Below are 14,237 nucleotides of genomic sequence, written 5' to 3' on the forward strand. Positions count from 1 at the left end.
TTTGTTAAATAATGTTGCATCAAAAAATAAATAATATTATCCTTCTTATACTAGCGTCCATCCTTTTCAACGGATGCACAGAGACATTTCCATTACTTACTAACACGTATGAAGAAGCAATTGTAGTGGAAGCCACATTGACCAATGAATTAAAAAATCAACAAATAAAAATCACTAAAACTTCTAAATTAGAAGACAAAACGATTCAAACAGAAACTGGTGCCATGGTAATTGTTAAGGACGACCAAAACAATCTATATGTATTTGCAGAAAATGCTGGGATATATCAGTCACAATCACCTTTTCAAATTTTGCCAGATCGAAAATACACGCTGTCAATCAAAACAAAAGACGGAAAAATATATGAATCAGCGCCGGAAACTTTACCAACTGTAAGCCCAATTACAAGTGTCGTGCCGTCAATCGCTACCAATAAAGACAACGAAACAGGTATTCAAATTAACGTTAATAGTTACGACCCTAAGAGAACTTCTCAATATTATCGATATGAATATGAGGAAACTTACAAAATTATAGCACCGAGCTGGTCTTCGCTAAAAGTAGTTGCAACTGGACCAGAAAGTGTAAAGCTTATTGAAAATGACCCTAATACTAAAACCTGTTACACAACCAAAAACTCAACAGATATACTATTGGTAAACACCACTGACCAATCTGAGGATCGCATAAATTACCCAATCCGATTTATTCAAGAGGACAATTACATTATTGGACACAGATATAGTATTTTAGTAAAACAATATGTAGAAAATTACGAGGCTTATAGTTTTCATAAAATAATGAGAGACATTGCAAGCTCTGCCACCATTTTGTCGCCAAAGCAACCTGGAGTGATTTCCGGAAATATAAAATGCATTACTGATTCTGCAACAAAAGTCATTGGTTATTTTGATGTCACGTCAGTATCAGAGCAGAGAATATTTTTCAATTACAGTGATTTTTTCCCAGGAAAACCCGCTCCATATTTCAATCCTTGTTTTGATGTCGATTATTTATTCTGCTTTAGTTCAGAAGGATGTAATGGCGATTCTATGATTTATAATATTGAACAAAACCTGCAAACTTATGTCAGAAACACTGGCATTCGATATAAACTAGTTGACGCCGTATGCGGAGACTGCACAACATTTTCGTCTAACATAATACCACCATTTTGGATAAACTAAAACACATTATCGTATTCTTAGTGCTTATTAGTACACAATTAATAAATGCACAACAAATAATCCCGCTGGATGAAACAGTTTTTGTTCATGCAAATGCTACAACATTTGTTTCTGGAGAAACATTGCTATACAAAATCTATTGTATAAAATCATCTGATAAAACAGCGAGCAACATTAGTAAAGTTGCTTATGTAGAATTAGTGGATGATAGCAAAAAATCTGTTTTTAAAACTAAAATATTTCTGGAAAAAGGCTCCGGTCAAGGGGATTATTTTATACCTACAACCTTAAAAACCGGAAATTATAAACTGATAGGGTATACCAATTGGATGCTAAATCAACCTGTTTCAGAATTGTTTCAAATACCAATTAATATCATTAATCCGTATAAAACAACTGAAAAAGGCGATACAGAAAATGTTTTAAGCAGTAATTCAGCATCTAATAGTAATCAAAATATTTCGACAGAAAACAGTCGCACTAATGAAAATGTAAAATTTGAGCTGAATAAAAAAACATTTACAAACCGTGAATTAGTAGACTTAAAAATTAAAGCTTCAAATAAAGCTTTTGAAGATGGAACGTACTCTTTATCCGTTAGAAAATTAGATAATATTCCGTCGAAAACTCAGATTTCATCTGAAAAATTTGCAGCTAATTTACCGAGCCCAAAATTAATTGATACGCAAAACCCGGAAAAGAAAATCATCTTGCCTGAATTGCGAGGAGAAATAATTTCCGGTAAAATTATATCAAAAAACAATACAGATAAACTTGAAAATGTAAACGTTGGATTATCATTACCTGGTAAATCGTTTGCTTTTAAAGTAGCAACAACGGACGCTGAAGGGAATTTTATTTTTTATATTGGTAAACCATATTACACCTCTGATATTAAGATTCAAATACTGGATGAAAATGCAAGTAACTTTAATATTACTATAGACAATGCTCCAGAGATTGATTACTCAAAACTGACATCAGAATCAAACACAAATTTATCTTATACGATAAAAGAAAGTATTTTAGATCGCTCTGTCTCAAGTCAAATAGAAAATGCTTATTTCCACAAAAAGGTAGATAATGTTTTGAAACCGGAGGTAATTGAACCGTTTTATTCCCCTCTTGCTAAAGAATATGTGTTAGATGATTTTACAAGATTTAAAACACTTAAAGAAACAATTACGGAAGTTGCAACCGAAATCTATCATAAACAAAAAGAAGATAAATTCTATTTGCATGTAACTGACCCATCTGTTTTTCCACAATTGCCAGAATCTGCATTAGTTTTAGTTGATGGATTGTATTTGGAAAATCAAACGGAACTGTTTTCATATAGCATGAAGAATGTTTATAAAATTGAGCTAATCGTTGGAAGATATTATATAGGACCAAAATCTTTCAATGGCCTAATTAGTTTTACCACATTTGATAAAGATTTTAAAAGCACGCAAAGTGGCAGCTATATGATAAAACCAACCGTTTTAAGACCATTGCCAAAAAAAATATATAATAGAATAGATTACTCAAATGCAACTGATAATGCACGAATTCCTGATTTTAGAAATCAATTATTCTGGAATCCTGATGTAAAATTTAGTAATGATAACAATAACTCATTTTACACATCAGATATTTCAGGAACATTTGAAATAATATTAGAAGGATTTACGAAAACAGGTATACCAGTTTCTTTAAAAGAAACCATTGAAGTAAAAGATTCTTCAACTAATTAAACCCATGATTATCAAAATAAAAAATCCCGTTTCGAAGAACTGAAACGGGATTTTTATTTTTATTGAAAAATATTGTAACTTTATTGTTACTCCTTACGTATAACCATTGTACACTTTAAAAATAAGGAGACAAGAAAATGAGACAACTTAAAATCACCAAGCAGGTAACTAATCGTGAAACTGCATCGTTAGATAAATATCTACAAGAAATCGGAAAAGTTGACCTAATTACCGCTGACGAAGAGGTAGAATTAGCACAAAGAATAAAGGCTGGTGATCAAAGAGCTTTAGAAAAACTTACAAAAGCCAACCTACGTTTCGTAGTATCGGTTGCTAAACAATATCAAAATCAAGGATTAACACTTCCTGATTTAATTAACGAAGGAAACTTAGGATTAATTAAAGCGGCTCAACGTTTTGATGAAACTCGTGGTTTCAAATTTATCTCGTACGCAGTTTGGTGGATCCGTCAATCGATTCTTCAGGCGTTAGCAGAGCAATCACGTATTGTACGTTTACCATTAAACAAAATTGGTTCTATCAATAAAATCAACAAAATGTATGCTTTATTAGAGCAATCTAATGAGCGTCCGCCTTCTGCTGAAGAAATTGCAAAAGAACTTGACATGACTGTAAATGACGTAAAAGAGTCTATGAAAAACTCTGGCCGTCACCTATCAATGGATGCACCTCTTGTTGAAGGAGAAGATTCTAACCTTTATGACGTTTTACGTTCAGGAGAATCTCCAAACCCTGACAGAGAATTAATCCATGAATCATTACGTACTGAAATAGAGCGTTCATTAGAAACATTAACTCCAAGAGAGGCTGATGTAGTTCGTTTGTATTTTGGTCTTGGCGATCAGCACCCAATGACATTAGAAGAAATTGGAGAAACTTTCGACTTAACTCGTGAGCGTGTACGTCAGATTAAAGAAAAAGCAATCCGTAGATTAAAACATACTTCAAGAAGTAAAATTCTTAAAACTTATCTTGGGTAAATCCCAAAAGTCCAATACTAGAAATTCCAAATTCCAATTATTTTTTTGGAATTTGGAATTTATTGCGAAACTGCCTATATTGGACCTCAAAGCAAACAACAGTTTGATTGACTGTTCGTTTTTTGATTGATGATTGAAACTCCGGCTGATTACCGGAGTTTTTTATTTATTATCGGGTTGGATTTTTTTTACCACAAAGCGCACAAAGATTTTTTTATCTTATGGAATGTTGAAAAACACAGAGTTCGCAAAGCTTTGTGAACTCTGTGTTTTTTAACAAAACTTACGAAAATTCTTTGCAAACCTTGTGTAATCTTTGTGGCCTTTGTGGTTAGATAAACTTTGCGTAAACCTTTGCGCACTTTGCGGTTAAAAAATTTATCTTTGCAAAAAATAACACACACAACTACACACAATGAAAAATACACTTATTGCTCCTTCTGTTCTTGCAGCTGATTTTGCCAATTTACAACGCGATATCGAAATGATTAATAACAGTCAGGCTGATTGGTTTCATATTGATATTATGGATGGAATTTTTGTTCCAAATATCTCTTTCGGAATGCCTGTTTTAGAAGCAATTTCAAGACATGCAAAAAAAACGATCGATGTACATTTAATGATTGTTGATCCTGACAGATACATTAAAACTTTTGCTGATTTAGGAGCAAACATTTTAAGCGTACATTACGAAGCTTGCACCCACCTACACAGAACTTTACAAGCAATAAAAGCCGAAGGAATGAAAGCAGGAGTTGCCATCAATCCTCATACTAATATTGACCTATTAGAAGACGTAATCAACGATATTGACTTAGTTTGTATTATGAGTGTGAATCCTGGTTTTGGAGGACAATCATTTATCGAAAATACTTATGCAAAAGTTCAGAAACTAAAAGGTTTGATTAATCGCAAAAACGCTTCAACAATTATTGAAATTGACGGTGGTGTAACAAGCAAAAATGCAAAACAATTAGTAGAAGCCGGAGCAGATGTTTTAGTTGCAGGAAGTTTTGTATTTAAAGCTGAAAACCCGACACAAACTATCGCTGAATTAAAAGCTCTGACTACTTTTTAAGTTTTTCAAATTCGGAAAGAAATCAATTCCGGTCATTTTTTCAAGTGTTTCAATCGGAACAACAAAATCGTAAAGTGACTTATCGCTATCTTCATTCGGAATCAAAAATGCAATTGCTTTGTGTTCTTTTCCGGATTTAGCTAAAATGATTTTATAAAAATATTTAGGGACAGCCACTTTTTCTGTCCCTATTTTTTTGTCTGAACCTTTCAAAATCCCTCCAGTTACCACAAAAATATCATTGTATTTTTCAGCCCAATAACGTGTTTTCTGTTCAAGTCTATTCCAGATCCCGCTATTAAAATCGTGTTTTTGAGGTGAAATATTTGAAGTAAAAAAAGTGTCGTTATAAGCATTTTCGTTAAACTCCATATCGCCGGCCGGACAAAGATGCCCTTTATCATAGCCAGATTTTTTATAATTCCTCCAATCTGCTGAACCTGTCGTTACTTTTGGATCTTCAATAAAGTAAGGCCTTTTAAAATCATTATTTTTCAGATATTCCTTTTTCAATTCATAAGCAACCCATTCCGCCTGTTCGAATTTTTCATTATAAGAAAGTGTATAATATTGATGCTTTACAATTTGTCTGGTTGTTGAAGTTGGCAAATAAGCAATAGTATAAACTGGCCCTTTTTCACTCTGATTGGAAACAAAATTCGATTGTAGTTCCTTCACTTCGCTTTTATAATTTTCATTCGTTGCTTCTTTTTTACAAGCAACCAACACAAAACCAATCAAACTTAACAAAATATAATTTCTCATTTACAGGATTTATTTTATAGATTAAACTTACAAAAAAACGCTCCAAAAAAGTTTATTTTTTTTGGAGCGTTTTTATAATGATTGTTGTTCTTCTAAAATTAAGATTTTACTAACTTATCTTTTTTCATTTTAGGAGCGACACCATTTTTTACATAACTCTTAGTCTGTAAATCATCTAAAACATTCAATGCTTCTTCCACATATACATCTTTAGATAATGCCTGATGCCAAGCTTCTCTTTTTTCTTTTAATGTTGCATCACTATTCATTTCAAGTTCTTCATAAGGTAATGATTTAAAAACCAAATTGTTTTTGTATTCTAAAATTGGTTTGTATTTTTTACCTTCATTCTCAACTTGTTCCTGAGTTGCTTTAAAACTATCGATGTTTAAACTATACGTATTTTCTTTGCTCTTAACGTCAATCCATTTAGCATTATCTTCAATTAAATTAAACTGTGCATTTCCAGCAATTCTATTTCTACTGTTCGCAATTGCCTGATTGAATTTTTCATTTGATGTCCAGGTACTGTAATCAGCAGGATCAATTTTATCCCAAGGCATAGCATTATCAATATCACGTTCTCCCATTTTAAGGTAAGCGTAGCGATCTGGCATTACTACATCACTATGAACACCTTCTAACTGTGTTGATCCTCCATTGATTCTATAGAATTTTTGACCTGTAATTTTCAAGGCACCTAAGTCTCCATAATTTGCATTACGAACAAATTGATTCAAATCTAAAACGTTCTGTACAGTACCTTTTCCGTAAGTTTGTTTACTTCCAATAATTACTCCACGTTTGTAATCCTGAATTGCCGCCGCCAAAATCTCTGACGCAGAAGCTGAGAAACTGTTAACCATAATTACTAATGGTCCGTCCCACTCGATTTTTTTATCTTTATCGTATAGAACTTCTTTCTTTTTGCCGGCAGATTTTACCTGAACAATTGGTCCTTCTTCAATAAATAAACCTGCAATATCAACCACTGTGGACAAAGATCCACCACCATCATCACGAACATCAAGAACGATTCCGTTGATATCTTCTTTTTTCAGTCTTTCTACTTCAAGTGCGATATCTTTCCCGGCGTCACGACCGTCTTTATTTTCAAAATCAATATAGAATTTAGGTAAATAAATTACTCCGTATTTCAATCCGTTTCTTTCTACAATACTAGATTTAGCGTAAGTTTCTTCAATTTCAACAACGTCTCTAATAATTGAAATCACTTTAATACTACCATCTACTTTTTTAACTGTAAGTTTTACTTCAGTTCCTTTATGTCCTTTAATTTTTTTCACAACATCATCCAAACGCATTCCTACAACATCTATAGGCTCTTCATTTCCTTGTGCCACTTTCAAAATTAAATCACCAGCTTCAAGTTGTTTTCCTTTCCATGCCGGGCCACCAGAAATTAATTCGTCAATTTGGGTAAAGTCGTTTTTCTTAATTAATCTGGCACCAATTCCTTCTAATTTTCCACTGATATTTACATCAAAACGATCTTTATCTTCCGGCGCAAAATAACTTGTATGCGGATCAAAACGAGTCATTATTGAATTTACGTAAACAGAAAACCAGTCTTCTTTATTCAAATCTTTAATTACACCGAAATTATCATCTAATGATTTTAATGAACTTTCACGGGTTTCTTTCTCTAAAGTTTCAAAAGATTTTGCTTTATAAGCAGGATCTGTTTTCTTTTTATCTTCTTCTAATTTTTGCTTTGTAACAAGAGAAGAAAGTGTAGATAATTTGATTTGTTTTCTCCATCTTTCGTTGATTTCTGTTGCATTTTTAGCATAAGGAAGATGCTCATAATCTGCATTAAAAGTCTCATCAACATTGTAATTGAAAGGTTGCGCCAAAATCGCCTTATAACGTTTTTTGCTTTCTTCCATACGCTTCATCAATCTTGTATATGTAAGATTAAAGAATGTCAGATCCTTGTTCAGAAACTGATCATCTAACTGTAACTCATATTGCTTAAACTCATCAATATCAGACTGTAAAAAGAATCTTTTTGAAGGATCTAAAGCTTCAATATAGTCTTTAAAAATTCCTTTAGAAAAATCATCATTTATTTCTGCCGGACTATAGTGTCCTTTTTCAATAACAAATGCAAGTAATTCTAAAAGTGTTTTATCTCTGTTTGGGTCCGGATCTTCCTGCTTATCTGCATTTATTTTAAACGCAAATAAGGTTAATGACAAGCATAATACGGCTATAAGTATTTTATAATTTCTTTTCATAAATTTAATAATAGCATTCATCAATTTTTTAATCTAAGTTACGGTAAAAACTATGCCACGAAAGCCAAGTTCACTATAATTTTTTGTTAAAGATATAAAAATGTTTAATGCACGTAAACGTTCTTTAATTTAGTTGACAATTTTTATTTATTTGTTAGTATTCTACCAAAATCTGTTACTACATTTGCTTTAAGAAGCTTTAATTTTGACAATTCATAAATGACATTCAGGCATGAAAAATGAAAGACCTTTAATATTAGTTACTAATGACGACGGAATTTTAGCCCCTGGAATAAGAGCTTTGATTAGCGTTATGGAAACTATTGGAGAAGTTGTTGTAGTAGCTCCGGACAAACCGCAAAGCGCTATGGGGCATGCCATCACGATCAACAACACCTTATTTCTGGATAAAATCTCTAAAGAAGATGATTTTATTGATGAATACAGTTGTTCAGGCACACCCGTAGATTGCGTAAAATTGGCAGTAAATGAAATTTTGAAAAGAAAGCCTGACTTATGCGTTTCCGGAATTAATCATGGATCTAATTCATCTATAAATGTAATTTACTCCGGAACAATGAGTGCTGCAGTCGAGGCTGGAATTGAAGGAATTCCGGCAATTGGATTTTCATTGTTAGATTTTGATTGGAATGCGGATTTTGGGCCCATTAAATCTTTCGTAAAAAGAATAACCTTAGAAACTCTGGAAAACAAATTACCAAAAGGCGTCGTGTTAAACGTTAATTTTCCAAAATTAAAAGAAAACGAAATCAAAGGAATTAAAATTTGTCGTCAGGCGAAAGCGTATTACGCTCAGAAATTTGACAAACGACAAACTCCATTTGGGAAAGATTATTACTGGCTTACCGGCAAATTTGTAAACGAAGACAAAGGTGAAGATACTGATGAATGGGCTTTGGAAAATGGTTACGTTTCAGTAGTTCCCGTACAATTTGATTTAACAGCACATCATACTATGCAACAACTTAATACATGGAAATTAAATGAATAAAAAAGACATTCTTATTGGTTTTATTATCGGAATTTTTACTGCTCTTCTTGGTAGTTATTTGTTTATTACATTTTTTACAACTTTTGATCTTTCGTCAGGAATTCAAACTATAAAACATTATGGTTATTTAGGAAAAATAATCACTTTAGGAACTCTTTTAGACCTTGCTGTTTTTCTTATTCTTCTTAAAAAGGACAAGGAATTAATGGCTCGCGGCGTTGTTTTAGCCGTGATTGTTCTGGCAATTTCAACTTTGTTTATTTAAATCTTATCTTTGTACTGCAAAAAAAATTCTGCCTTTATAACTAAAACAGACCTTCAAAAAAAATCATATGAAATACTACATAATAGCTGGTGAAGCTTCTGGAGATTTACATGGCTCAAATTTAATGAAAGCATTATATGAGGAAGATCCTCAGGCCGAAATTAGATTTTGGGGAGGTGATCTAATGCAAAAAGCCGGAGGAACTTTAGTAAAACACTATCGTGAGTTGGCTTTTATGGGTTTTGTTGAAGTTATTTTTAATTTGAAAACTATTTTAAGCAATATTACTTTTTGTAAAAAAGATATTTCTGAGTTCAAACCTGATGTTATCATTTTTATAGACTATCCGGGTTTTAATATGCGTATTGCAAAGTGGGCCAAAGAGCTCAATTATAAAACGCACTACTATATTTCCCCTCAAATTTGGGCATGGAAAGAAAACAGAATCAAAGCCATTAAACAAGATGTCGACAAAATGTTTGTGATTTTGCCTTTTGAAAAAAGCTTTTACGAAGACAAACATCGTTTTCCAGTAGATTTCGTTGGGCATCCCTTAATTGATGCCATTCAAAATCAGCCTCCTTTTAATGAAGCTGTTTTTAGAAGTGAAAATCAATTGGGCGAAAAACCAATAATTGCCGTTTTGCCAGGGAGCCGTAAACAGGAAATCACTAAAATGCTAAGTGTAATGCTAAGTGTTGTTAATGATTTTCAGGACTATGAATTTGTAATTGCTGGCGCCCCAAGTCAGGAATACGATTTTTATCAGCAATTCATCAGCAACAAAAACATCAAATTTGTTTCGAATAAAACCTACGACTTACTTCGTTCGTCAACTGCTGCTTTAGTAACTTCAGGAACAGCAACATTAGAAACTGCGCTTTTTAAAGTTCCCGAAGTGGTTTGTTATAAAGGAAGTTCAATTTCATATCAAATTGCCAAACGTATTATTACATTAAAATACATTTCACTGGTCAATCTAATTATGGATCAGGAAGTTGTAACCGAATTGATTCAAAGTGAATGCAATACCAAACGCATCCAAGAAGAACTTCAAAAATTACTTGAACCGAATCACAGAGAAAAACTGCTTAAAAATTATGATATTTTAGAACAGAAATTAGGTGGTGTAGGTGCCAGTAAAAAAACGGCAAAACTTATTGTGGCCGATTTAAAGCAATCTTAAAAACTTTTGTTTTGAAAAAAATACTGATTTTTCTTTTCCTTGCTGTTGCTTTTACTTCTTGTAAATCAGCTTCTAATGCTGTAAGCAAAAAAGAAACGAAGCGAGAAAACAAACTCCTTGTTGACCATTTAATTGAAAATGCGACCGACAATATTGGGGTAAAATATAAGGCAGGCGGTACAACCAAAAGTGGTTTTGACTGCTCTGGTCTAGTTTTCACTTCTTTCGAATCTGAAAACATAAAACTACCACGCAGCTCTTACGAACAATCTAAAATCGGAAAAATAATCAACATTGACGATGCTCAAAGAGGAGATTTAATTTTCTTTAAAACCAATAAAAGCAAGCAAATTAATCACGTAGGCCTAATTACAGATGTAAATCCAAATGAGATAAAATTTGTACATTCTTCAACTTCAAAAGGTGTTATTATTTCCTCTACAAAAGAATCCTATTATCAAAATTCTTTCGTTCAGATTAATAGAATTATAGAATAAATAATTTTATTATTTATTATTTTTCTTACAAAATTTTAATACTTTTAGATCATGAAAGTATTGGATTTTCCCTTGGCCAAAATTACAATTTGGTTTATTATCGGTATTACGATTTCTTATTTTTGGCAGCCAGCAATTATGTCAGCGATGACACTTCTAATAGCAAGTATCAGCCTCTTTTGTATCTTATATTTTCTACCTAAAAAGAACAAAAATTTAAATGCCCTTTTTGGCTTAAGCACTTGTTTTATTTCATTATGCACAGGCCTGACTGCACTATTAATCAATACCGATTCCTTCCAAAAAACAAATTATATCCACTATAATGAAGCTTTTGAAAAACCACATTATATTAATCTGATTCTACGCGAAAAGCTAAAAAGCAATGATTATAATGATCGTTACATCGCTATTATAAAACATATTGACAACAAAGCTTATTCAGGGCGAATAATTGTAAACTTCTCAAAAGACAGCATTAAAAATCAATTAATTATTGGAAACCTAATTCGGCTAAAAACTATTCTCCAACATAATAGTCCTCTTAAAAATCCAAATCAATTTGATTACAATAAATACCTCTCTAATAAACAAATATATGGACAAATTTATGTTTCAAAAGATGAAATAAGTATCAACAGAAAAATAAAAAAAGACATTTGGTTTTACACCTCTCGTCTGAATGCGAGAATAGTTCGAAATCTGGAAAAAGCAAAATTCCATAAAGCAGAAATGAATGTCGCATTAGCACTGATTTTGGGTCAACAACAGGAAATTTCTTCAGATATTATTCAGGATTATCAATATTCAGGAGCAACTCATGTACTTTCCGTCTCAGGTCTGCATGTTGGTTTTATAATGCTATTTATACTATTTATTTTAAAACCAATTCCAAACACCCAGAAAGGATCTTTGATAAAATTAATTGCGATTTTAATTTCATTATTCCTATTTGCCATTATTTCAGGGCTTTCACCGCCAGTTTTAAGATCAGTTGTAATGTTTTCATTTCTTGCTCTCGGAAACCATTTGCATAGAAACAGCAATACTTATCACACCTTATTGGTTTCAATTTTATTGATCTTACTTTTCGAACCATACTATCTGTTTGATGTTGGTTTTCAATTAAGTTATATTGCGCTATTTTCTATCCTGTGGCTACAGCCATTGCTAAAACAAATTTGGGCTCCCGAAAATAAAATTCTCAATTATATTTGGGAAGCATTAACCGTTTCGTTTGCAGCACAAATAGGCACTTTCCCCCTTTGTCTATATTATTTCCATCAGTTTCCCGGGCTTTTCTTTATAACCAATATTTTAATTATACCTGTTTTATCATTTATCATGGTCGTCGGAATTATAGTTATGATTATATCTGTATTTACTAATTGCCCTTTATTTTTAATCCAAATTTTTGAAAAAAGCATCTATATTCTCAATCAGATAATTCATTACATCGCTGCTTTCAAAGTCTTCGTCATTACGGATATCAGTTTCAATTTATATTTTTTATTTTCTTTTTATTTTCTCGTAATCACAGCCACGATTTATCTTAAAAAACCGAGTTATAATAAATTAATAGCCGTCTTTATTTCAGTTATTCTTGTTCAAATATCTTTTATATTTACTAAAAAGGAAACGCAAAGCCAACAAGAATTTATTGTCTATAATGCGAAGAAAAAAACAATTATTACTGAGAAAAAAGGAAAAGATGTAGCACTTTTCACCAACGACAATATTGCAAAAAACAGCTCTTTAAATTCCTATTTAGTTGGGAATTTTGGGATTTTAAAGTCAGTTAGCAAAACTAAAAATGTCATGTTTTTTAATGATAAAAAGATTTTATTGATAGATAGCACCTGTATTTATAAAAACACAATTGAACCAGATATTCTTATCCTGATACAATCCCCGAAGATTAATTTAGATCGTGTTTTGAAAAATCTACATCCGAAAATTATCATAGCTGATGCTTCAAATGCATATTTAATTCAAAAACGATGGAAAGCTTCCTGTCTCAAAAAAAATATCCCTTTTCATTCAACGAGCGAAAAGGGATTCTACAAATTAAATTAAGAAACTTAATTTTTAACGTTATTACTCACTCGGATGTAAAATCGCATTCGAATCTGATATCCATGCTTTTGCGCCACCTGGTTTATAGGCAATTTTTCCTAAAGCACTAAAAGTAGTTTTGTTTTTTCGTATTGAAGCGCTTGCAAAACATACTTCCGGCAATTCTTCAACACCAAAAGCATTTTTAAGTTTAATATTTTGCTCTTTATCACTATCAGATGCAGATGAATCTGATAAGTCTAGTTTTACCAGAATAACATTGTCACGGGACCATACAGCAAAATCGGGAGTTTTGAATATCTCATTTTGGAGATTGTCTGGTACACCAGATGCAGTGAATAAAATCAACATTGGTTTTCTTTGTTCATTACTAATGGCAATCGCATCGGTCATATTAGTTCTCCATACTAAATTTTGCCCTTGCGATAAAAATGAACCTAAAAAAAATAGTAGGATAAGTAATTTTCTGTTCATATGATTTGGTTTTGGTTAGATTAGAGGAACTAAATTAACATTATATTTTAATTTTCCAAATTTTATTAATACAAAAAATGAATTATATGTTTTTTTAATTATAATAAAATAACAAAACCATAATTATACCGAAAACCATATGAGCAACTTTTCCTACGAAAAAAAATCCCTACACACAAGGTATAGGGATTTTTTTTAATATTATATTGAAGCTTAATGCTACGATTTCTTCGGATTAACAATTCCATCAGCAACTGCCAACCAGGCAGTCGGGCCTCCAGCAACATATCCTGTTTGACCAAGACCTTTGAAATTCACTTTACCATCTTTAGATTCAGCACTTGTAAAATAAATCGTAGGAAATCCTTGAATTCCGAAAGCCTGCTGTAATTCAAGATTCTGATTCTTAATCTCAGGAGTCTGAGGTGTTCTTCTTGGATAATCTAATTCAACCAAAATTACATTATCTGAAGCCCATTTTTTAAACTCTGCAGTCGTTAGAACTTCATTCTGCAGACGGATACACCATCCGCACCAATCACTTCCTGTAAAAAACATCAGCATTGGCTTGTGCGAATCATTACTAACAGTAATTGCCTCTCTTACATCAGTATACCATTTTAATTCTTGTGCCTGCGTTGCAAACGCTCCAACAAAAAACAAGGTAATCAAAATTATTTTTTTCATGCTGTTTTAATT

13 protein-coding genes are annotated in these 14,237 nt (G+C 32.2%); 9 read left to right on the top strand and 4 right to left on the bottom strand.

All coding sequences use genetic code 11. The annotated features are described in order from the left end of the window. Positions 1 to 11 precede the first annotated feature (11 nt). The 4 genes from J2X17_RS00970 to rpe all read left to right on the top strand — a co-directional run bounded on the left by J2X17_RS00970 (position 12) and on the right by rpe (position 5,002). Entirely contained in the window at positions 12 to 1,187 is a 1,176-nt protein-coding gene (locus J2X17_RS00970) for a DUF4249 domain-containing protein (RefSeq protein WP_310293834.1), read from the top strand. Further along, positions 1,175 to 2,923, top strand: a complete 1,749-nt coding sequence (locus tag J2X17_RS00975) for a peptidase associated/transthyretin-like domain-containing protein (RefSeq protein WP_310293836.1) — start codon at positions 1,175 to 1,177, stop codon at positions 2,921 to 2,923. The genes J2X17_RS00970 and J2X17_RS00975 overlap by 13 nt, the downstream gene beginning before the upstream one ends. A gap of 137 nt (positions 2,924 to 3,060) precedes the next feature. Then, the gene (locus tag J2X17_RS00980; RefSeq protein WP_007804760.1) at positions 3,061 to 3,924 is read left to right on the top strand and encodes a sigma-70 family RNA polymerase sigma factor; all 864 of its coding nucleotides are present in this window, start codon (positions 3,061 to 3,063) and stop codon (positions 3,922 to 3,924) included. Between the two features lie 415 nt (positions 3,925 to 4,339). Next, positions 4,340 to 5,002: a ribulose-phosphate 3-epimerase gene (gene rpe, locus J2X17_RS00985; RefSeq protein ID WP_310293839.1), complete on the top strand. Its 663-nt coding sequence runs from the start codon at positions 4,340 to 4,342 to the stop codon at positions 5,000 to 5,002. On the opposite strand, the gene J2X17_RS00990 is transcribed toward rpe, so the two are convergent. Both J2X17_RS00990 and J2X17_RS00995 read right to left on the bottom strand, forming a co-directional pair. Next, on the bottom strand, positions 4,979 to 5,767 hold the full coding sequence (locus J2X17_RS00990) for a DNA/RNA non-specific endonuclease (protein ID WP_310293841.1): 789 nt from the start codon (positions 5,765 to 5,767) through the stop codon (positions 4,979 to 4,981). The two genes, rpe and J2X17_RS00990, sit on opposite strands and share 24 nt — an antisense overlap. 98 nt (positions 5,768 to 5,865) lie before the next feature. Further along, entirely contained in the window at positions 5,866 to 8,049 is a 2,184-nt protein-coding gene (locus J2X17_RS00995; RefSeq protein ID WP_310293843.1) for a carboxy terminal-processing peptidase, read from the bottom strand. Positions 8,050 to 8,260: 211 nt separating this feature from the next. Between J2X17_RS00995 and surE the strand changes: the two genes are divergently transcribed. The 5 genes from surE (at position 8,261) to J2X17_RS01020 (ending at position 13,064) form a co-directional block, all read left to right on the top strand. Next, positions 8,261 to 9,040, top strand: a complete 780-nt coding sequence (surE, locus tag J2X17_RS01000; RefSeq protein ID WP_310293845.1) for a 5'/3'-nucleotidase SurE — start codon at positions 8,261 to 8,263, stop codon at positions 9,038 to 9,040. After that, entirely contained in the window at positions 9,033 to 9,305 is a 273-nt protein-coding gene (locus J2X17_RS01005; protein ID WP_310293846.1) for a hypothetical protein, read from the top strand. Before surE ends, J2X17_RS01005 begins: the two co-directional genes overlap by 8 nt. A gap of 67 nt (positions 9,306 to 9,372) precedes the next feature. After that, positions 9,373 to 10,491 carry a lipid-A-disaccharide synthase gene (lpxB, locus tag J2X17_RS01010; protein ID WP_310293848.1) on the top strand — a complete coding sequence of 373 codons (1,119 nt, stop codon included), beginning with the start codon at positions 9,373 to 9,375 and terminating at the stop codon, positions 10,489 to 10,491. An 11-nt stretch (positions 10,492 to 10,502) separates the two neighbouring features. After that, a complete protein-coding gene (locus tag J2X17_RS01015; RefSeq protein ID WP_310293849.1) occupies positions 10,503 to 10,988 on the top strand; it encodes a C40 family peptidase in 486 nt (161 codons plus the stop codon). A gap of 51 nt (positions 10,989 to 11,039) precedes the next feature. Then, positions 11,040 to 13,064, top strand: coding sequence for a ComEC/Rec2 family competence protein (locus tag J2X17_RS01020; RefSeq protein WP_310293851.1), 2,025 nt, complete (start codon positions 11,040 to 11,042; stop codon positions 13,062 to 13,064). A 21-nt stretch (positions 13,065 to 13,085) separates the two neighbouring features. On the opposite strand, the gene J2X17_RS01025 is transcribed toward J2X17_RS01020, so the two are convergent. Continuing rightward, on the bottom strand, positions 13,086 to 13,538 hold the full coding sequence (locus J2X17_RS01025) for a thioredoxin family protein (RefSeq protein ID WP_310293854.1): 453 nt from the start codon (positions 13,536 to 13,538) through the stop codon (positions 13,086 to 13,088). A gap of 219 nt (positions 13,539 to 13,757) precedes the next feature. Next, the gene (locus J2X17_RS01030) at positions 13,758 to 14,225 is read right to left on the bottom strand and encodes a thioredoxin family protein (protein ID WP_310293856.1); all 468 of its coding nucleotides are present in this window, start codon (positions 14,223 to 14,225) and stop codon (positions 13,758 to 13,760) included. Positions 14,226 to 14,237: the final 12 nt, after the last annotated feature.

The organism is Flavobacterium aquidurense, assembly GCF_031458035.1.
GTDB classification, from domain to species: Bacteria; Bacteroidota; Bacteroidia; order Flavobacteriales; family Flavobacteriaceae; genus Flavobacterium; species Flavobacterium aquidurense_C.